Source organism: Streptomyces sp. NRRL WC-3605 (genome assembly GCF_001509795.1).
GTDB lineage: Bacteria > Actinomycetota > Actinomycetes > Streptomycetales > Streptomycetaceae > Streptomyces > Streptomyces viridochromogenes.
In genome coordinates, this window is record NZ_LLZN01000047.1 from 69,017 (window position 1) to 89,352 (window position 20,336).

The 20,336-nt window shown below is 72.2% G+C and carries 14 protein-coding genes; 10 read left to right on the forward strand and 4 right to left on the reverse strand.

The genetic code is table 11. From position 1 onward, the window contains the following. Window positions 1–31: 31 nt before the first annotated feature. The gene (locus tag ADL34_RS12495; protein ID WP_062666553.1) at window positions 32–3,100 is read left to right on the forward strand and encodes a helix-turn-helix transcriptional regulator; all 3,069 of its coding nucleotides are present in this window, start codon (window positions 32–34) and stop codon (window positions 3,098–3,100) included. 38 nt (window positions 3,101–3,138) lie between these two features. Continuing rightward, window positions 3,139–3,351 carry a DUF6191 domain-containing protein gene (locus ADL34_RS12500; protein ID WP_062666555.1) on the forward strand — a complete coding sequence of 71 codons (213 nt, stop codon included), beginning with the start codon at window positions 3,139–3,141 and terminating at the stop codon, window positions 3,349–3,351. On the opposite strand, the gene ADL34_RS12505 is transcribed toward ADL34_RS12500, so the two are convergent. Then, window positions 3,338–4,540 carry a PQQ-dependent sugar dehydrogenase gene (locus ADL34_RS12505; protein ID WP_062666557.1) on the reverse strand — a complete coding sequence of 401 codons (1,203 nt, stop codon included), beginning with the start codon at window positions 4,538–4,540 and terminating at the stop codon, window positions 3,338–3,340. The genes ADL34_RS12500 and ADL34_RS12505 overlap by 14 nt on opposite strands. A gap of 98 nt (window positions 4,541–4,638) precedes the next feature. Then, window positions 4,639–5,637: an aldo/keto reductase gene (locus ADL34_RS12510; protein ID WP_062666559.1), complete on the reverse strand. Its 999-nt coding sequence runs from the start codon at window positions 5,635–5,637 to the stop codon at window positions 4,639–4,641. A gap of 75 nt (window positions 5,638–5,712) precedes the next feature. Here ADL34_RS12510 and ADL34_RS12515 point away from each other — a divergent pair, with 75 nt between their 5' ends. The 6 genes from ADL34_RS12515 to serA all read left to right on the forward strand — a co-directional run bounded on the left by ADL34_RS12515 (window position 5,713) and on the right by serA (window position 15,724). Beyond that, window positions 5,713–6,663, forward strand: a complete 951-nt coding sequence (locus ADL34_RS12515) for a 2-hydroxyacid dehydrogenase (protein ID WP_107115593.1) — start codon at window positions 5,713–5,715, stop codon at window positions 6,661–6,663. A 453-nt stretch (window positions 6,664–7,116) separates the two neighbouring features. Further along, window positions 7,117–10,152 (forward strand): putative bifunctional diguanylate cyclase/phosphodiesterase, encoded by a 3,036-nt coding sequence (locus ADL34_RS12520; protein WP_079034076.1) that lies wholly within the window; start codon window positions 7,117–7,119, stop codon window positions 10,150–10,152. A 243-nt stretch (window positions 10,153–10,395) separates the two neighbouring features. Further along, window positions 10,396–12,240, forward strand: a complete 1,845-nt coding sequence (locus ADL34_RS12525; RefSeq protein WP_199835562.1) for an acetolactate synthase large subunit — start codon at window positions 10,396–10,398, stop codon at window positions 12,238–12,240. A gap of 21 nt (window positions 12,241–12,261) precedes the next feature. Continuing rightward, on the forward strand, window positions 12,262–12,786 hold the full coding sequence (gene ilvN / locus ADL34_RS12530; protein ID WP_055624315.1) for an acetolactate synthase small subunit: 525 nt from the start codon (window positions 12,262–12,264) through the stop codon (window positions 12,784–12,786). 118 nt (window positions 12,787–12,904) lie between these two features. Continuing rightward, window positions 12,905–13,903, forward strand: a complete 999-nt coding sequence (gene ilvC / locus ADL34_RS12535; protein ID WP_062666567.1) for a ketol-acid reductoisomerase — start codon at window positions 12,905–12,907, stop codon at window positions 13,901–13,903. Window positions 13,904–14,134: 231 nt separating this feature from the next. Then, window positions 14,135–15,724, forward strand: a complete 1,590-nt coding sequence (serA, locus tag ADL34_RS12540; RefSeq protein ID WP_062666569.1) for a phosphoglycerate dehydrogenase — start codon at window positions 14,135–14,137, stop codon at window positions 15,722–15,724. Window positions 15,725–15,782: 58 nt separating this feature from the next. Here the strand turns inward: serA and ADL34_RS12545 are convergent, their stop codons facing one another. Further along, complete coding sequence (locus tag ADL34_RS12545; protein ID WP_062666576.1) at window positions 15,783–17,333, reverse strand: MFS transporter; 1,551 nt, start codon at window positions 17,331–17,333, stop codon at window positions 15,783–15,785. 97 nt (window positions 17,334–17,430) lie between these two features. Here ADL34_RS12545 and ADL34_RS12550 point away from each other — a divergent pair, with 97 nt between their 5' ends. Beyond that, entirely contained in the window at window positions 17,431–18,030 is a 600-nt protein-coding gene (locus tag ADL34_RS12550; RefSeq protein ID WP_062666578.1) for a TetR/AcrR family transcriptional regulator, read from the forward strand. Here ADL34_RS12550 and ADL34_RS12555 read toward each other — a convergent pair. Continuing rightward, window positions 18,027–19,220 carry a PucR family transcriptional regulator gene (locus tag ADL34_RS12555; RefSeq protein ID WP_086868854.1) on the reverse strand — a complete coding sequence of 398 codons (1,194 nt, stop codon included), beginning with the start codon at window positions 19,218–19,220 and terminating at the stop codon, window positions 18,027–18,029. The two genes, ADL34_RS12550 and ADL34_RS12555, sit on opposite strands and share 4 nt — an antisense overlap. A 162-nt stretch (window positions 19,221–19,382) precedes the next feature. On the opposite strand from ADL34_RS12555, the gene ADL34_RS12560 reads away from it, so the two are divergent. Continuing rightward, window positions 19,383–20,309, forward strand: a complete 927-nt coding sequence (locus ADL34_RS12560; protein ID WP_062666582.1) for a proline dehydrogenase family protein — start codon at window positions 19,383–19,385, stop codon at window positions 20,307–20,309. The last annotated feature ends 27 nt before the right edge of the window (window positions 20,310–20,336 follow it).

Consider the following 20,336-nt stretch of genomic DNA (forward strand, 5'->3'; position numbering starts at 1 on the left):
AACCGGTGCCGTGCCACCCGCGCCGCGTGCGATGCTCGGGCCTGTGGAGAGCCGCTCCGTAAGTCCCGTGTTCGTCGGCCGCACAACCGAGTTGGAGACGTTGGACGACGCGCTCGCCCGTGCCACCACGGGCGAGCCGCAGGCGTTGGTCATCGGTGGTGAGGCCGGCGTCGGCAAGACCCGCCTCGTCGAGGAGTTCGCGACCGCGGCCGCCCGCGCGGGCGCCGTCGTGGCCCTCGGCGGCTGCGTCGAGATCGGCGCCGACGGCCTGCCGTTCGCCCCCTTCTCCACCGCACTGCGCGCCCTGCGCCGCCAACTGCCCGAGGAACTGGCCGCGGCCGCCGCCGGACAGGAGGACGAGCTGGCGCGCCTGCTGCCCGAGGTGGGGGAGACCCCCGCCGGGCTCGGCGCCGACCGCTCCGGCGAGGAGGGCATGGCCCGCCTCTTCGAACTGACTGCCCGCCTCCTGGAGCGCCTCGCCGCCCACCGCACGGTCGTCGTCGCCCTGGAGGACCTCCACTGGGCCGACGCCTCCACCCGGCACCTGCTCACCTACCTCTTCCGCACCCTGCGCACCGGCCGCCTCGTCGTCCTCGCCACCTACCGCAGCGACGACATCCACCGCCGGCACCCGCTGCGCCCGCTCCTCGCCGAACTCGACCGGCTGCGCACCGTCCGCCGCATCGAGCTGGGCCGCTTCACCCGCGACGAGGTCGGCTGCCAGATCGCCGGCATCCTCGCCCGCCAACCCGACCCGGCCCAGGTCGACGCGATCTTCGAACGCTCCGACGGGAACGCCTTCTTCGTCGAGGAACTCGCCGTCGCCGCCCACGAGGGCGGCTGCACCGGCCTCACCGACTCCCTGCGCGACCTGCTCCTCGTCCGCGTCGAACGGCTGCCCGAGAGCGCCCAGCGGATCGCCCGGCTCGTCGCCGAGGGCGGCTCCACCGTCGAGTACCGGCTGCTCGCCGCCGTCGCCGACCTCGCCGAGGACGATCTGATCGAGGCGCTGCGGGCCGCCGTCAACGCCAGCATCCTCACCGTCGCGCCCGGCGACGACGGCTACCGCTTCCGGCACTCCCTCGTCCGCGAGGCCGTCGCCGACGATCTGCTGCCCGGCGAACGCTCCCGTCTCAGCCGCCGCTACGCCGAGGCTCTCGAAGCCGACCCGACGCTCGTCCCGGCCGGCGAGCGCGTGATGCGGCTGGCCAGCTACTGGTACCACGCGAACGAACCGGCCAAGGCCCTGCCCGCCGTCCTCGACGCCGCCGTCACCGCCCGCCGCCGGCGCGCCCACTCCGAGCAGCTCCGGCTGCTGGAACGCGCGATGGAACTGTGGGACGCCACCCCCGCCGACATCCGCGCCACCCTGCGCCCCGTCGACTACACCGAGGCCTACCCGCCTCCCCTGGCCGCGCGGAGCGGCGCCTCCACCGAACCCGCCGCCGCCCCGCTGCGCTACCTCGACCTGATGGCCGAGGCGGCCGTCGCCGGACGCCGTTGCGGGGAGCGCGAACGCGCCCTGAAGATCACCAAGCGGGCCCTGCACCTGCTGGAGGAGGACCACGACCCGCTGCGCGCCGCCTGGTTCTGGATCCAGCGCTCCCGGCTGGTGCAGGCCCTGGCCCGTGGGGACGGCTGGAAGGAGATCGGCACCGCCCAGGACCTCGTCCGCGGCCTGCCCCCGTCCGAGGTGCACGCCGAGGTGCTCGCCACCGCCGCCAGCTGGTCCATGCTGCGCGACCCCGGCCCCGACGCCGTGTCCGCCGCCGAGCGGGCCGTGGAGTACGCGCGCATGGTGGGCGCCGAGGACATCGAGCTGAACGCCCGCCTGACCCTCGGCGGACTCATGGTCGAGGCCGGGGACGGCGCCGGGCTCGACCAGATGCACGAGGTCAAGGAAGCGGTACTGGAACGCGGCCTCATCTCCGTGGTGGGCCGCAGCCATGTGAACCTGCCGTCCGTCCTGGAAGGCGTCGGCCGCTCGGCGGAGGCCGTCGCCATCCTCCGCGAGGGACTGCGGCTCACCCAGGAGTGGGGCCTGCGCGACTCCGAGGCCTGGGTGTGGGTGAACCTCGCCGAGTCCCTGGTCTCCCTCGGCCGCTGGGACGAGGCGGCCGAGGCCGCCGTCGGCGCCCAGCGTGCCAGCCAGTCCGCCAAGCCGCGCGGCGGCGCCGCCAAACGCCTGGCCCAGCTCGCGCTCGACCGCGGCGAGACCGCCGAGGCCGCCCGCCACCTCGCCGCCGCGCGCGCCTCCTACGGCACCCACGACCCGATGCCCCAGCACAACCTCCCCATGTCCCACCTCGCCCTCGGGATAGCCGCCGCGGAGGGCCGCCTCCTCGACGCCCGCGCGGAGGCCGACCGGGTCCTCGACGCCGGCTTCCCGCCCGGCACCCAGCGCTACGTCTGGCCCTTGCTCCTGGACGCCGCCGTCGCCGAGGCCGACGCCCGCGCCGTGCCGTCGCCCGGTGGACGTGACGGACGCAGCGCCTTCCTGGGGCGCCTCTTCGACGCCGTCCGCACCCTCGCCACGGGGGCGCCCGTCTGGCTCGCCTACGACCGGTGGACCCGCGCGGAGCTCGCCCGGGCCGAGGACCGTACCGACCCCGACACCTGGTCCGACGTGGTCACCGCCTTCGAGTCCCTGGAACGCCCCTACGACCTCGCCCGGGTCCGCCACCGCCTGGCAGAGGCGCTGCTGAGCGCGGGCGGCGACGACGAGCGCGCCCGCGCCACGGAACTGCTCCGGCTCACCCGGGCCACGGCCGTCCACCTGGGCGCCCGCCCGCTCGCCGAGGCCACGACCCTGCTGGCCCAGCGGGCCCGCCTGAGCCTCACCACCGCCCCGCCCCCCGCCGGCCCGGCCGACACCCTCGGCCTCACCAGCCGCGAGCGCGATGTGCTGCGCCTGGTCTCCGCGGGCCGCACCAATCGCCAGATCGCCGAGGAGCTCTTCATCTCCCCGAAGACCGCGAGCGTCCACGTGTCGAACATCCTGGGCAAGCTCGGCGTCTCCGGCCGGGGCGAGGCCGCCGCGGTGGCGCACCGGCTGAGGCTGTTCCCGGTGGAGACGCTCACCTCCACAACGCGGGCCTGAGGCATACGCTCTAAAGGACGCCGGTCGTAGGAGGTCCTGTGTTCAACGCGTTCGAAGAGCTCTTCGCGCCGGGCCGGAAGCACGAGCGCGACGAACAGAAACGCCTGGAACTCTCCCGCGAGGACGTCGGGGACAACGACCCCGGCCGCGGGCCGATAGACCTCGCCTCCGGAAAGGTCGTCGTACGGCGTACGGAGCCGGCGCCCCCCGAGGAGGACGACGAGGACGGCGGTCGCCTCAGCTCACCTTGAGCTCCAGGATGCGGTCGTCACCGGCCTTGGGGTCGCCCCTTCCGTCGGTGTTGCTCGTCACCAGCCACAGCCTGTCGCCGCCCGCCGCCACGACCGTCCGCAGCCGGCCGTACTCGCCCTTCAGGAAGGGCTGGGGGTCGGCCGACGCCTTGACGCCGTCGAGCGGGACGCGCCACAGGGTCCGTCCCTTCAGCCCCGCCATCCACAGGGAGCCCTTGGCGTGGGCCAGCCCGCTGGGGGAGGCGTCGTCGGTGGCCCACTGGGCCAGCGGACTGTGGAAGTCCTTGTCGTCGGTCATGCCCTCGGCCTCGGGCCAGCCGTAGTTGTCGCCGGGCTTGATCGCGTTCAGCTCGTCCCAGGTGTCCTGACCGAACTCCGAGGCGAACAGGCGCTGTTCACGGTCCCAGGCCAGGCCCTGCACATTGCGGTGGCCGTAGGAGTACACCGGGGAGTCCGGGAACGGGTTGCCCGGGGCCGGCTCTCCCTCGGGGGTCATCCGCAGGATCTTGCCGCCCAGCGACTTCCTGTCCTGGGACAGCCCGGTGTCTCCGCTCTCGCCGGTGCCCGCGTACAGCATCCGGTCCGGGCCGAAGCCGATCCGACCGCCGTTGTGGATGTAGCCCTTGGGTATGCCCTTGAAGATCGTGTCCGGGGCGCCCAGCTGCTCGCCGGCGGGCCGCCCGGCGTCGTACAGCATCCGCACGATGCGGTTGTCCGAGGCGGAGGTGAAGCAGGCGTAGATCATGCGGTCGGCCGCGAAGTCCGGGGACAGCGCTATCCCCAGCAGCCCGCCCTCGCCGGCCGGCGACACCCCGGGCACCTCGCCCAGCTCGGTCTTCCTCCCGGTCTTCGGGTCGACACGGGTGATCGTGGCCTCGTCGCGGGAGGACACCAGCAGGTCGCCGCCCGGGATCGGGGCCAGGCCCCAGGGGGTCTTCAGGCCCTCGGTGACCGTGCGCACCACGGACACCGTGCCCTTCGCGGGCGGGGTCGCGGTCGCCCGCGCGCTCGGCGGCGCCCCGGAGCCGGCAGTGGCGCTCGGAGTCACGCCCCCGTTCTTCCCCGGCGCGTCACCGTCGCCGGACGAGCATCCGGCCGTCAGCAGGAGTGCGGCGGCGGCCAACACGGCCGACACGGCTCGATGTTGCACGATCACGGTCCCTTCGACGCGGCGGGTCTCACTCTTCATACACCGCCCGGGCCCCACGGGTTCCCGATCTCCTGGGACCGGTTCACCGATCATCGATCACGGGTTGCGGGGTTCGGCCCGCCGGGGCGGCCCCGCCGTCAGTCCCAGGATCCCCGTGCCCTGGGCAGCTCCGCCACCTCGGCCAGGTCCTCGCTCGTCAGCCGCAGCCCCTCGGCCCCGGCGTTCTCCGTGACCCAGCGCTCCCGCTTCGCCCCCGGCACCGGCACCACGTGCCGCCCCTGCGCCAGGACCCACGCCAGCGCCACCTGCGCCGGCGTCACCCCGTCGCCGTGCCGGGCCGCTATCCGGCGCAGCCCCACCACGATCGGCTGGTTCGCCGCCATCATCTCGGCGGTGAAGCGGGGGTGCCGGGCGCGCACGTCGTCGGGCTCGAAGCCCTGGCCCGGGGTGAGGGTGCCGGTCAGGAAGCCGTTGCCCAGCGGCATCGCGGCCAGGAAGCCGACCCCGCGGGCCTCGCACCACGGCAGCAGCGTCTCCAGCGCCTCGGGCGACCACACCGACAGCTCGGCCTGCACCGCGCTCACCGGGAAGACCTGCTGCACCCGCTGGAGCTGGCGGATCGTGGCGTCGTGCAGGCGTGCGCCGGACCGCCGTCCGCCGCGGGCGCCGACCGCGCACAGCCCCAGCGCCCGCACCTTGCCGGCCCGCACCAGCTCGGCCATCGCGCCCCAGGTCTCCTCGACGGGCACCTCCGGGTCGGCGCGGTGCAGCTGGTACAGGTCGATGACGTCCGTCTGCAGCCGGCGCAGCGAGGCGTCACACGCCCTTCTCACGTAGCCGGGGCGGCCGTTGGCCACGATGTGCTGCTCACCGACCAGCAGGCCGACCTTGGTCGACACGAAGGCGTCCGGCCGCCGCTCCTTCAACACCCGCCCCACCAGCAGCTCGTTGGTGAACGGGCCGTACATGTCGGCCGTGTCCAGCAGCGTCGTGCCCAGATCGAGAGCGCGGTGCGCCGTTCTCAGCGACTCCTCGCCCCGCTGCCGAGACGAGCTGTAGGCCCAGCTCATCGGCATGCAGCCGAGGCCGACGGCTCCCACCGCGAGTGCGCCCGCGCCGATCGTCCTGCGCTCCACCTGGCCGTGACCCTCCCTCTTCCGGCACCCCAACCTAACCTCTGCACACCAGTTCGCCTGACATAGCCTCCAGGCATGACTGCTGACGTGTGGCTCCCCTTCCGGCCGGACGACATCGACGGCCTTCCCGCAGGTCCGGCGTACCGCTTCTGGGACGGCGACAAGGACTACCCCGCCGATCCCGCGGACTGCGCGTTCTACGTCGTGCCCTATATGAAGGCGTCCGCGGTCGGGCAGCGCCCTCTGCCCGAGATGGCCGCCGTGGAGGTCGTGCAGACGCTGTCCGCCGGCACCGACCACGTGGAGCCGGGCCTCAAGCACCTGCGGCCCGGCGTGCGCCTGTGCAACGCGCGCGGGGTGCACGAGGCGAGCACCTCCGAACTCACGCTCGCGCTGATCCTCGCGTCCCTGCGCGGCATCCCCGACTTCGTGCGGGCGCAGGAGAAGGGGGAGTGGCGCGGCGGATTCCGGCCCGCGCTCGCCGACAAGAACGTGCTCATCGTGGGATACGGCTCGATCGGCGCCGCCATCGAGGACCGGCTCGTCCCCTTCGAGGTGGCGCGGGTGGCGCGCGTCGCGCGCTCGGCGCGCACCACGGCGCGCGGCCCCGTGCATCCACTCACCGATCTGTCCGCCCTGCTCCCCGACGCGGACGTCGTCATCCTGTCCACGCCCCTCACGGAGGCCACCCGGCACCTGGTCGACGCCGGTTTCCTCGCCCGCATGAAGGACGGCGCGCTCCTGGTCAACGTCGCCCGCGGCGGCGTCGTGGACACGAAGGCCCTGCTCGCGGAGGTGGAGACCGGCCGCATCACGGCGGCCCTGGACGTCACCGACCCCGAGCCGCTCCCGCCGGCGCACCCCCTGTGGCGGGCTCCCGGCGTCCTGATCAGTCCGCACGTCGGAGGACCCACCTCGGCGTTCCTGCCGCGCGCGAAGCGGTTGCTGGTGGACCAGTTGACTCGTTGGGTGAACCGGGAGCCCTTGCGGAACGTGATCCTTACGACGGGCGCGAACCGCGCGTGACGCCCACCGGCCGACCGCGCGCGGGGTGACGCGCACGCCGCCACGCAACAAGCCGGAAATCCGCTTCGAGTACCGTCCGCAACCCTTCGGAAGCGGTCCGTACGCGCATATGCGCTGGTCGTCACGGAGAGTAGAGATGCTATGTCCCTGAGTGACGAGACTGGTGTATCGTCCGGACAGGGGCTGCGCCGCGCACCGTTCGGCGCCGGGGACGGACAGACCAGATGTATGAGGGGGGCGACGGGCGATGCACGGCCTATGGACGATCGATCCGACGCTGCGGGAGCGCCGACGGCGACCCTGGCGGACGGCCGCCCGCGGACGCGGCCACCAAGGCGGTCACGGCTGCCGTCACGGTCAGCAACAACGCGGGCCCGGCGGCCGGAGGCGGCAGACCCGCCCGCCCCACCGGGACCCGCGGGACCCGCGAGCGGCGCACACCGGGAGGGACCGGTGAGCTCGCCACCGCCCTCCCCGACGCGCGTCGACGGAGTGCGGAACCGGCGCACACCGCGGCTGACCCTGCCGAGCCCTCTGTTCGGCTCGGCCCTCGCCCAGCAGTGCGTGCTGGCCCTGGTGTGCGCGGCCTACGCCGTCGGGGCCGCGGTCGGCTGGGGCTCGGAGCGACTCGCCCTGATCATGGGGGACTTCGGGCTGGCCGCGGCCGCGGCCGTGGCCGCTGTCTCCTGCTTCCGCTACGCCCGCAGCCGCCGCATCCGCTTCCGGCCCGCCTGGCTGCTGTTCGCGCTCTCCTCTGCGATGGCCGCCCTCGGCAACCTGGTCTGGGGGTGGTACGAGGTCGTCCTGGAGCGGCCCGTGCCGACCCCCTCGTACGCCGACGGGTTCTTCCTGTGCTTCGCGCCGCCCGCCATCGTCGGCCTCCTGGTGCTCGCCAAACGGCCCGTGACCAAGGCCGGCTGGGTCTGCCTGGGCCTGGACGCCTGGCTGATCGGCGGCTCGCTGCTGACGCTGGCCTGGAGCCTCGCCCTCGCCCAGGCCGCCAAGTCCGAGGGCCCGAGCGTCGCGCACACCGCGCTCTCGCTCGCCTACCCGCTGCTGGACATCGCCCTGGTCAGCATGGTGCTCGCCCTGCACTTCCGGCGCTCCTCGACCAACCGCACCGCGATCAACACCGCGATCGGCGCGCTGGCCCTGACCGTGATGTGCGACGCCCTCTTCACCTCACCGCTGCTCCACCACACGTACCAGTCGGGGCAGTTGCTCGACGCCGGATGGTTCGCGGGCTCCCTGCTCCTCGCCTACGCGCCCTGGGCGGCGCCCCGGCGCGGACCCGCCGACGCCGGGCGCGAGGAGGGTGCCGGGCACTCCCGCGTGGTCCACGAGCACCTGCCGGGGCAGCGGGGCGCCGGCCACCACCACCATCACCCTGCCCCGCAGCCGGCCCCGCAGCCGGGCGACCAGCCCCGGTACCCGCTCACCCGGCCCATCGCCGGCTCGCTGGCCGCGCTCACGCCCTACCTCGCCGCCGCCGTCTGCACCCTGGGCATCCTGTACAACGTCCTCAACGGCCGCAGCGTCGACCACGTGGTACTGATCACCGGCGGCACCGTGGTGCTCGCCCTCGTGGTGCGCCAGGGCATCATGCTGCTCGACAACATCACCCTCACCCAGGAACTGGCCCAGAAGGAGAACCACTTCCGGTCCCTGGTGCAGGGTTCCAGCGACGTCATCATGATCGCCGCGCCCAACGGCATCCTGCGGTACGTCTCCCCGGCCGCCGCCGGGGTCTACGGCCGCTCCGCCGAGGAGCTGGTGGGCTCGGAGCTGGCCGGCCTCATCCACCCGGAGGACCTGGGCTGCGTGGTGCACGAGGTGCGCCGCTTCCTCGCCGCCAGCCCGCTGGAGGAGCCCACCACGCGCATCGAGTGCCGGTTCCGCTCCGGCGACGGCGGCTGGCTCAACGTCGAGTCGACGGTCAACCGGCACCACGGCGGCCTGATCTTCAACAGCCGGGACGTCACCGAGCGCGTCCGCCTGCAGGCCCAGCTCCAGCACAACGCCGAGCACGACCCGCTCACCGACCTCCCCAACCGCGCCCTGTTCACCAAGCGCGTGCAGCAGGCCCTGTCCGGCCGCCGCGCCACCGACCGGGGCGCCGCCCTGCGCAACACGGCGGTGCTCTTCATCGACCTCGACGGCTTCAAGGGCGTCAACGACACGATCGGACACCAGGCCGGGGACGAGCTGCTCGTCCAGGCCGCCCGCAGACTCCAGGACGCGGTCCGCGGCGGGGACATCGCCTCGCGGCTGGGCGGCGACGAGTTCGCGGCCCTGATCACCGGGGACGGCACCCGCGACCGCGCCGCCCGGGAACGGCACATCCTGGAGCTCGCCGACCGCCTCAGGGTGACGCTGTCCCAGCCCTACCTCATCGACGGCAACGATGTCCGCGTCAACGCCTCCATCGGCGTCGCCTTCGCCGAACCGGGCCTGGGTGCGGGGGAGTTGCTGCGCAACGCGGACCTGGCCATGTACCGGGCCAAGGCGGGCGGCAAGGGGCGCGTCGAGCTGTACAAGCCGCAGATGCAGCAGGACGTCGTCCGCAAGGCGGAGCTGGCCACGCGTCTGCGGGCCGCGCTGCACGACGGCGAGTTCGCGCTGCTGCACCAGCCGGTGGTGTGCCTGGAGACCGGCCGGATCGCGTCGGTCGCCACGCAGGCGCGCTGGCGGTCCTCGCAGGGGGTGCTGTTCACGCCCGCCGAGTTCCTGCGGGTGGCCGAGGACAGCGACAAGACCGCCGAGCTGGGCCGCTGGATGCTGGAGGAGGCCGTCGAGCAGGCGGCCGAGCGCACCGCGACCGGCCACGCGGTCCCCGTCGCCGTACGGGTGGGCGCGCGCCGTCTGCTCGACCGGTCGATGCCGCTCGGCTCCGTGGAGACCCTCCTGACCCGCTACGGGCTGCCGTCCGGGTCGCTCGTCCTGGAACTGGCCGACCTCGACCCGCGGATCCCGCTGGAGGAGCTGGAGCGCCGGCTCAGCGGTCTGCGCCGGCTCGGCGTCCGGATCGCCCTGGACGGCTTCGGCAGCGGCTACGCGGCCATCACCGCCCTGCGCAGGCTCCCCGTCGACGTGCTCAAGCTCGACCGGGGCCTGGTCGAGGGCGTCGTCGAGTCCGCCCGGCTGCACAAGATCACCGGCGGGCTGCTGCGGATCGCGTGCGACCTCGGACTCCAGTCCGTGGCCGACGGCGTGGACCTCCCCGAGCAGGTCGTCGCGCTGCGCTCGATGGGCTGCACCCACGGGCAGGGCATGGCCTTCTCCGGTCCGCTGGACGAGTACCGGCTGCGCCGGGCGCTCACGGCCGGCCACTACCCGGTACCGAACGGCCCCGTCGAACCCGCGTTCGTGGGCGGCGCGCGTGAGCCCGCCGAACGGGGTACGGGGAGGTACACCGGAGGGGTGCCCGCCGTCCTCGGGGGCGGGACGGGGCTGCGCTCACATAATGAGACTCCCGTCCCACCCACTTGACACCGGGTGCGCGCCGGGGGGAGGGTCAGTGCCATGCGCACCCGAATTCTCGTACTTGGAAAGCGCGTCGGCTGAAGCTGGTGACGTCCGGACCGACCCGGAATCCCAGCGACCCACACCCGGCGCGCTCCCCTCGCTTGCCTTATGGCACGAGGGGTTTTTTGTTGCACCAGCACCTGTGATGCAACGCCGAAACTCCGCCTAAACCTCGCCAAAACCCTCAGCATCGAGAAGAGAATGCCGATGACCGAGCAGGCCTCCGGGGCTCACCCACAGCCCCGGCCCCGATCCGGAGGACAGCAGTCCATGCCCGAGCACGTCACGGGTGCGCAGTCCCTCATCCGCTCGCTCGAGGAGGTCGGCGCCGACACCGTGTTCGGCATCCCCGGGGGCACCATCCTGCCGGCGTACGACCCCTTGATGGACTCCACCCGCGTCCGCCACGTGCTGGTCCGCCACGAGCAGGGCGCCGGCCACGCGGCCACGGGGTACGCGCAGGCCACCGGCAAGGTCGGGGTGTGCATGGCGACGTCCGGTCCGGGCGCCACCAACCTGGTCACGCCGATCGCCGACGCGCACATGGACTCGGTGCCGCTCGTCGCGATCACCGGTCAGGTCGTCTCCAAGGCGATCGGCACGGACGCCTTCCAGGAGGCGGACATCGTCGGCATCACCATGCCGATCACCAAGCACAGCTTCCTCGTCACCAAGGCGGAGGACATCCCCCGGACGATCGCGCAGGCGTTCCACATCGCCTCCACCGGCCGCCCCGGACCCGTCCTGGTCGACATCCCCAAGGACATCCTCCAGGCGAAGACCACCTTCACCTGGCCGCCCGTCATGGACCTGCCCGGCTACCGGCCCGTCACCAAGCCCCACGCCAAGCAGATCCGGGAGGCCGCCAAGCTCATCACCTCCGCGAAGCGCCCCGTCCTCTACGTCGGCGGCGGCGTCCTCAAGGCCGGCGCCACCGCCGAGCTGAAGGTCCTCGCGGAACTCACCGGAGCGCCCGTCACCACCACCCTGATGGCGCTCGGCGCATTCCCCGACAGCCACCCGCTGCACGTGGGAATGCCGGGCATGCACGGTTCGGTCACCGCCGTCACCGCGCTGCAGAAGGCCGACCTGATCGTCGCCCTCGGAGCCCGCTTCGACGACCGCGTCACCGGCAAGCTGGACAGCTTCGCCCCGTACGCCAAGATCGTCCACGCCGACATCGACCCCGCCGAGATCGGCAAGAACCGCGCCGCCGACGTGCCGATCGTCGGTGACGCCCGCGAGGTCATCGCCGACCTCGTCCAGGCCGTGCAGAAGGAGCACGCCGACGGCCACCGGGGCGACTACACGGCCTGGTGGAACGACCTCAGCCGCTGGCGCGACACCTACCCGCTCGGCTACGACCTGCCCCAGGACGGCTCGCTCTCCCCGCAGCAGGTCATCGAGCGCATCGGCCGCCTCGCCCCCGAGGGCACCGTCTTCGCGGCGGGCGTCGGCCAGCACCAGATGTGGGCCGCGCACTTCGTCCAGTACGAGAAGCCCGCCACCTGGCTGAACTCCGGCGGCGCCGGAACGATGGGCTACGCGGTGCCGGCCGCCATGGGCGCCAAGGCCGGCGTCCCGGAGCGGACCGTCTGGGCGATCGACGGCGACGGCTGCTTCCAGATGACCAACCAGGAGCTCACCACCTGCGCCCTGAACAACATCCCGATCAAGGTCGCCATCATCAACAACGGCGCCCTCGGGATGGTCCGCCAGTGGCAGACGCTGTTCTACAACCAGCGCTACTCCAACACCGTGCTGCACTCCGGCCCGGACGACGTCAACCCGCAGGCCAAGGGCACGCGCGTGCCGGACTTCGTCAAGCTCGCCGAGGCCATGGGCTGTGTCGGCCTGCGCTGCGAGTCGCCGGACGAGCTCGACAAGGTGATCGAGGAGGCGAACTCCATCAACGACCGCCCCGTCGTCGTCGACTTCATCGTCCACGAGGACGCCATGGTGTGGCCGATGGTCGCCGCCGGCACCTCCAACGACGAGATCATGGCCGCCCGGGACGTCCGCCCCGACTTCGGCGACAACGAAGACGACTGAGCGAGAGAGACGTAAAAGATCATGTCCAAGCACACGCTCTCCGTCCTGGTGGAGAACACGCCGGGCATCCTGGCCCGGATCGCCGCCCTGTTCTCCCGGCGCGGCTTCAACATCGACTCGCTCGCGGTCGGTGTCACCGAGCACCCCGACATCTCCCGCATCACCATCGTGGTCAGCGTCGAGGACTTCCCGCTCGAGCAGGTCACGAAGCAGCTCAACAAGCTCGTCAACGTGCTGAAGATCGTGGAGCTGGAGCCCGGTTCGGCCGTTCAGCGTGAACTCGTTCTGGTGAAGGTCCGCGCCGACAACGAGACCCGCTCCCAGATCGTCGAGATCGTCCAGCTGTTCCGCGCCAAGACCGTCGACGTCTCCCCGGAGGCCGTCACGATCGAGGCCACCGGCTCCAGCGACAAGCTGGAGGCCATGCTGAAGATGCTGGAGCCGTTCGGCATCAAGGAGCTCGTCCAGTCCGGCACGATCGCCATCGGCCGCGGCGCCCGATCGATCACGGACCGGTCGCTGCGCGCCCTGGACCGGTCGGCGTAGGACGCCGTCCGGGCGGCCGGGTCAATCCGGCCGCCCGCATTCCGAGACCCCGAGACCTCCCTCACCCCCACCGTCATACGGTGGGACGCAACACCTGCACCCAAGGAGAGAACCCAAAGTGGCCGAGCTGTTCTACGACGCCGACGCCGACCTGTCCATCATCCAGGGCCGCAAGGTCGCGGTCATCGGTTACGGCAGCCAGGGCCACGCCCACGCGCTGTCGCTCCGCGACTCGGGTGTCGACGTCCGCGTCGGTCTGCACGAGGGCTCCAAGTCCAAGGCGAAGGCCGAGGAGCAGGGCCTGCGCGTGGTGACCCCCTCCGAGGCCGCCGCCGAGGCCGACGTCATCATGATCCTGGTCCCGGACCCGATCCAGGCCCAGGTCTACGAGGAGTCCATCAAGGACAACCTCAAGGACGGCGACGCCCTGTTCTTCGGCCACGGCTTCAACATCCGCTTCGGCTTCATCAAGCCCCCGGCCGGCGTGGACGTCTGCATGGTCGCCCCCAAGGGCCCGGGCCACCTGGTGCGCCGTCAGTACGAGGAGGGCCGCGGCGTCCCGTGCATCGCGGCCGTCGAGCAGGACGCCTCCGGCAACGCCTTCGCGCTCGCCCTGTCGTACGCCAAGGGCATCGGCGGCACCCGCGCCGGCGTCATCAAGACGACCTTCACCGAGGAGACCGAGACCGACCTGTTCGGTGAGCAGGCCGTCCTCTGCGGTGGTACGGCCGCGCTGGTCAAGGCGGGCTTCGAGACGCTGACCGAGGCCGGCTACCAGCCGGAGATCGCGTACTTCGAGTGCCTGCACGAGCTGAAGCTGATCGTGGACCTCATGTACGAGGGCGGCCTGGAGAAGATGCGCTGGTCGATCTCCGAGACCGCCGAGTGGGGCGACTACGTCACCGGCCCGCGGATCATCACCGACGCCACCAAGGCGGAGATGAAGAAGGTCCTCGGCGAGATCCAGGACGGCACCTTCGCGCAGCAGTGGATGGACGAGTACCACGGCGGCCTGAAGAAGTACAACGAGTACAAGCAGCAGGACTCCGAGCACCTGCTGGAGACCACAGGCAAGGAGCTGCGCAAGCTCATGAGCTGGGTGAACGAGGAGGCGTAAGCCTCAGGGCGACAGGGCCGGAGCAGCCGCTCCGGCCCTCTTGTCCATCTCGTCCGACCACGGACGGGTGATCCTTCCACAGGGGCGTGAGACCGCCCCCGTCACGGCACTACACTGCCGTACTACATACGCGTCAGGCCCACAGCGTCGTGCGTCTTCCACGCGGCTAGCAACCCTCCACCGCCTGCGGCCGTCGGGACGGCCGTCCGCAATGGACTTGTGAGGACTCACGTGAGCTCGAAACCCGTCGTACTCATCGCTGAAGAGCTTTCGCCCGCGACCGTGGACGCGCTTGGTCCGGACTTCGAGATCCGGCACTGCAACGGCGCGGACCGGGCCGAGCTGCTGCCCGCCATCGCCGACGTGGACGCGATCCTGATCCGCTCCGCGACCAAGGTCGACGCCGAGGCGATCGCCGCCGCGAACAAGCTGAAGGTCGTCGCACGAGCCGGCGTCGGCCTGGACAACGTCGACGTCTCCGCCGCCACCAAGGCCGGCGTGATGGTCGTGAACGCCCCGACCTCCAACATCGTGACCGCCGCCGAGCTGGCCTGCGGTCTGCTGCTCGCCACCGCCCGGAACATCCCGCAGGCCAACGCCGCGCTGAAGAACGGCGAGTGGAAGCGCAGCAAGTACACCGGCGTGGAGCTGGCCGAGAAGACGCTCGGCGTCGTCGGCCTCGGCCGCATCGGCGCGCTCGTCGCCCAGCGCATGTCCGCCTTCGGCATGAAGGTCGTCGCCTACGACCCCTACATCCAGCCGGCCCGCGCCGCGCAGATGGGCGTCAAGGTGCTGTCCCTGGACGAGCTGCTGGAGGTCTCCGACTTCATCACCGTCCACCTGCCGAAGACCCCCGAGACGGTCGGCCTGATCGGCGACGAGGCGCTGCGCAAGGTCAAGCCGAGCGTGCGCATCGTCAACGCCGCGCGCGGCGGCATCGTCGACGAGGAGGCGCTGTACTCCGCCCTCAAGGAGGGCCGCGTCGCCGGCGCCGGTCTCGACGTGTACGCCAAGGAGCCGTGCACGGACTCCCCGCTGTTCGAGTTCGACCAGGTCGTCAGCACCCCGCACCTGGGCGCCTCCACCGACGAGGCCCAGGAGAAGGCCGGCATCGCCGTCGCCCGCTCGGTGCGCCTCGCGCTCGCCGGTGAGCTGGTCCCGGACGCGGTGAACGTCCAGGGCGGCGTCATCGCCGAGGACGTCAAGCCGGGCCTGCCGCTCGCCGAGCGCCTCGGCCGTATCTTCACGGCGCTGGCCGGTGAGGTCGCGGTCCGTCTCGACGTCGAGGTGTACGGCGAGATCACCCAGCACGACGTGAAGGTCCTGGAGCTGTCGGCCCTCAAGGGCGTCTTCGAGGACGTCGTCGACGAGACCGTTTCGTACGTCAACGCCCCGCTGTTCGCGCAGGAGCGCGGCGTCGAGGTGCGGCTGACGACCAGTTCGGAGTCGGCCGAGCACCGCAACGTGGTCACCGTGCGCGGCACGCTCGCGAACGGCGAGGAGGTCTCGGTCTCCGGCACGCTGGCCGGCCCCAAGCACCTCCAGAAGGTCGTCGCGGTCGGCGAGTACGACGTGGACCTCGCGCTGGCCGACCACATGGCGGTCCTGCGGTACGAGGACCGGCCCGGTGTCGTCGGCACCGTGGGCCGCATCCTCGGCGAGGCCGGTCTCAACATCGCCGGCATGCAGGTCTCGCGGGCCGTCGCCGGCGGCGAGGCGCTGGCCGTCCTCACCGTCGACGACACGGTGCCCGCCGGCGTGCTGGCCGAGGTCGCGGCCGAGATCGGCGCGACGTCCGCGCGTGCGGTGAACCTGACCTGAGCCGACGGGCCGGGACGGCTGTCCCGGCCCGCCCCGGCGCCCCGGAAGGGCTGCGTCCTCATACGCCGGACGGGCTGAGCGTGCTCGGCTCGTCCGGCGTTTCGCATGCCCGCTCCCGGGGCTCGACCCGCCGCAGGGTGAGGGCCGCCAGCACCGCCGCCCCGGCCAGCACCACGGCCCCGGCGATCGCCGCGCCCTGCATCCCGCTGGTGAACGCCTCCCGCGCGGCCGCCGCCAGTCCCGGCACCCGGTCCGCGACGGTGAGTGCGCCGCCCAGCGTCTCCCGGGCCGTGTCCGGCGCCGACGCGGGGACCTCGTGGCGGTAGACCGCGGCACCGACGGAACCGAGCACGGCCATGCCCATCGCCCCGCCGAACTCGCTGGACGTCTCCATCAGGGAGGACGCGGCGCCCGCCCGCTCCACCGGAACGGTGCCCAGCGCCAGGTCCATGATCTGGGACATCACGACGACGGCGCCGACGGCGAGGATCGCGCTGGACGCGAGCACCACGGCCATCGAGTCGGTGCCGGCCAGGGACAGCACCCCGAAGCCCGCCGAGGCCACCGCGAAGCCGACCGTGACGACATGGGCCCGGGGCACGCCCCGGCTCACCAGCGCCCCGGCGACGGGGGCGGCCGCGCCGATCGGCACGGACGGCAGCAGCGCCCACAGGGCGGCCTCCAGGGCGCTCTTGCCGAGCACCGACTGCAGGTACTGCGTGGTGAAGTAGGCGGACCCCATCACACCGAACGCCGAGAGCAGGTTCAGGGCGACCGAGGGCGCGAAGCCCCGCCCCCGGAACAGCGCGGGGGAGATCATCGGCGCGGCGGCCGTGCGCTGGCGGTGCACGAACAGGGCGGCGAAGAGCAGGCCGACGGTGATCGAGACGACGTAGCGGACGTTCCAGCCCTCGGAGGGGATCTCCTTCAGCCCGTAGATCACGGGCAGCACCGCGGCCAGCGACAGGGGAACGCTCAGCAGGTCGAAGCGGCCGGGGCGGGCCGTCCGCGACTCGGGGAGCAGCAGCGGGCCGAGGACCAGCAGCAGGGCCATCGCGGGCAGGTTGACCAGGAAGACCGACCCCCACCAGAAGAACTCCACCAGCACACCGCTCAGCACGGAGCCCAGGGCGATGCCCGCCGTCATCACGCCCGACCACAGCCCGATCGCCTTCGCGCGCTGGCCGGGGTCGGTGAACATCGCGCGCAGCATGGCCATGGTGGACGGCATGAGGGTCGCGCCGCCGACGCCGAGGACCGCGCGCGCCGCGATCAGCAGCTCGGCGCTGTCGGCGTAGGCCGCCGTCAGCGAGGCCGCGCCGAAGGCGGCGGCGCCGATGAGGAGCAGCCGGCGATGCCCGACGCGGTCGCCGAGCGAGCCCATCGTCATCAGCAGTCCGGCGAGGACGAAGGCGTAGATGTCGAAGATCCACAGCTGCTGGGTGCCGCTGGGCCGCAGGTCCGCGCTGATCGCCGGGATGGCGAAGTAGAGGACGGAGACGTCCATGGAGACCAGCAGCAGCGGCAGCATCAGGACGCCCAGGGCGGTCCATTCACGGCGCCCGGCACGGGCGGGAGCAGGGGTGGTGCTCTTCGGTTCGGAAGTCATGACCGTGAATGTACGCACGTCTTAAACGCTTGTCTAGAACGAATGTATAGGACGGTCGTATAGGACACCTGTATGGATCGGCTGTAGGGTGAGCCGCATGGGACACCGTGAGGATCTGCTCGAAGGCGCCAAGCGCTGCCTGCTGGCGAAGGGGTTCGCGCGCACGACGGCGCGCGACATCGTCAAGGAGTCGGGGACCAACCTGGCCTCGATCGGCTACCACTACGGCTCGAAGGAGGCGCTGCTGGCGGAGGCGTACCTGGCCCTCGTAGGTGAGCTGTCCGACGCCTTCGACGGGCAGGGGAGCGGGGGCGTCACGGCCCCGCCGGGCTCCCTGGAGCGGTTCCGCGAGGTGTGGCACAACATCATCGGCACCATGCGCGGGCCCGGATCGATGTGGCGGCTCAGCATCGAGATCGTGGCCATGGGGGACCAGATGCCCGCCGTGCGCGAGCATCTCGCACAGCAGCAGCGGGAGGCCGAACGGGCCCTCGTCGCCCTGTTCATGGGCCTGCCCGAGAAGGACATCCCCGACCGGACCCTGGACACGGTCGGCCGCTTCTACACCACCTTGATGACCGGCCTCATCGCCCAGTGGCAGTTCGACCCCGACCGCGCCCTCGACGCCGACGCGCTCACCGAAGGGCTCGGCATGGTCATCGAAGCCGCCGGCCAGGCGGTGCCGGACACCGCCTAGAGCCGCACCGCCTTCAAGGCCATGTGCAGCAGCAGCCGGTCCTCGCCGTCGTCCAGGTCGAGGCCGGTGAGCTGTTCGACGCGGGAGAGGCGGTAGTACAGGGTCTGGCGGTGGATGCCGAGTTCGGCGGCCGTGCGGCCCGCCTGGCCCGCGCGGTCCAGGTAGACCTCGGCGGTGTGGGCCAGTTCGCGCTGGGCGGGGGAGAGGAGCGGGGCGATCGCCGCGTCGCGGGACGCCTCCGGGGCCAGTGCCGTCAGCAGGCGGTACGGGCCGATGCGCGACCACTCGGCCACCGGGCCCAGCCGCGGTTCCGCCAGCGCCGCGCGGGCCGCCGCCGACGCCTCCCGCCAGGACGCGGCCAGCTCGGCGAGCCCGGTGCGCGGTTCGCCGAGGCCGGCCGCCGGGCGGGCCGGACCCGTGCCGTCCTTCAGCAGCCGGGCCGCCGCCGCGTGCGCCGCCGTCCGCACGTCCGCCGAGCGCAGCCGGACGAGCACGGCGAGGCTGTGCCCGGCCGAGCCCCAGGGGACCGTGCACAGCGCGGTCGCGTGCGGGACCGTCCGCACCGACGGGGCGTCGTCCGGGTCCGCCGAGGCCCAGGGGGCCACGCAGACCACCGTGTGGACGCCGTCCGCGCGCGAGCCGAGCGCCGTGCGCAGCTCGGCCACCGCCATGTCGCTCTGCCAGCCGCGCTCCGCGGTCAGCACCGCGCGCAGCTCCCGGCTGAGGTCGGCCCCGTGCTGCGCCTCGTCCGCGAGCAGCGCGCCGATCCGGGCGGTCACCGCCATCGCGTCGTCGAGCTGCCGGTCGGTGGGGCCGGGATCGCCGTCCAGCAGCCACACATAGCCGAGGACGACACCCCGATGGCGTACCGGGAGGCAGATCCGTGCCCGGTAGACCCCGGCCTCCGGGGTGCGCGGGATACGCACCGGACCACTCGCACGGGTGATGCCGAACCCCTCGAACCAGGTCCGGACGGCCGCCGTGGAACGCCGGGTCAGGATCGAGCGGGTGCGCACGGGATCCAGGGCCGACGCGTCGAGCTCCCCCTCGCTGTCGTACGCGCCGAACGCGATCAGCTCGAAGTCGCGGTTCTCCAGCGTCGCGGGGGCGCCCAGGAGCTCCGAGATCTCGTCCACGAGCTCCTGGTAGTCGGCCTTGTCTGCGGGCGTCACCCAGGCATTCTCCCTCATCCGTCCCTAGCCTTCATACATCTGTCTGAGATCTCCGGCACGGATGCGTGACAGCTGTCGATGGCCGACGATCGGAGGGATCCCTAGGTTTCACGGTGGTTCTCCGTGCCGTACCCGAATGGTCGGGTAGCGGCCGCCTTTCGTTGTCTGTGGAGGTGCCCCGTGCTGGGTCCCGTGATTCTCGCCGCGTCTCGCAGCGACCGGATGCGACGCCTGATCTCGGCGGCCCCGGTGACGAAGCAGGTCGTCGACCGGTTCATCCCCGGCGAGACCGTCGACGAGATCGTGCCGATCGTCCAGGAGCTCACCGGCAAGGGCCTGGAGCTGACCATGGACGTCGTCGGCGAGGACATCACCCGCCCCGAGCAGGCCGCCGCCGCCCGGGACGCCTATCTGCGCCTCATCGACCGGGTCAAGGACCTGGAGCTCGGCGAGCGCGTCGAGATGTCCGTGAAGCTCTCCATGTTCGGCCAGGCGCTCGAAGACGGCCACGAGCTCGCCCTGGCCAACGTCCGCCCCGTCGTCGAGGCCGCCGCCGCCATCGGCACGACGGTCACACTGGACGCGGAGGACCACACCACCCTCGACTCGATGTTCGCCATCCACGAGGAGCTGCGGAAGGACTTCCCGGGGACCGGCTGCGTCATCCAGGCCTACCTGTTCCGCACCGAGGACGACGCCCGCCGCCTCGCCGCGAACGGCAGCCGGGTGCGCCTGGTCAAGGGCGCCTACAAGGAGCCCGCCGAGGTCGCCTTCCAGCGCAAGCAGGACATCGACAAGGCGTACGTCCGGATCCTGCGGATCCTGATGGAGGGCACCGGGTACCCGATGATCGGCTCCCACGACCCGCGACTGATCTCCATCGGACAGGAGCTCGCCCGGCGCGCGGGGCGCAAACTGGACGAGTACGAGTTCCAGATGCTGTACGGCATCCGCGGCGACGAGCACCTGCGGCTGGCCGCGGAGGGCCACCGCATGCGCGTCTACACGGCCTACGGCACCGACTGGTACGGCTACTTCATGCGGCGGCTCGCGGAGAAGCCCGCCAACCTGCGGTTCTTCGTCCGCTCCATGGTCAGCAAGGGCTGAGCCACCGCACCGCGGCCCCACCCCCGG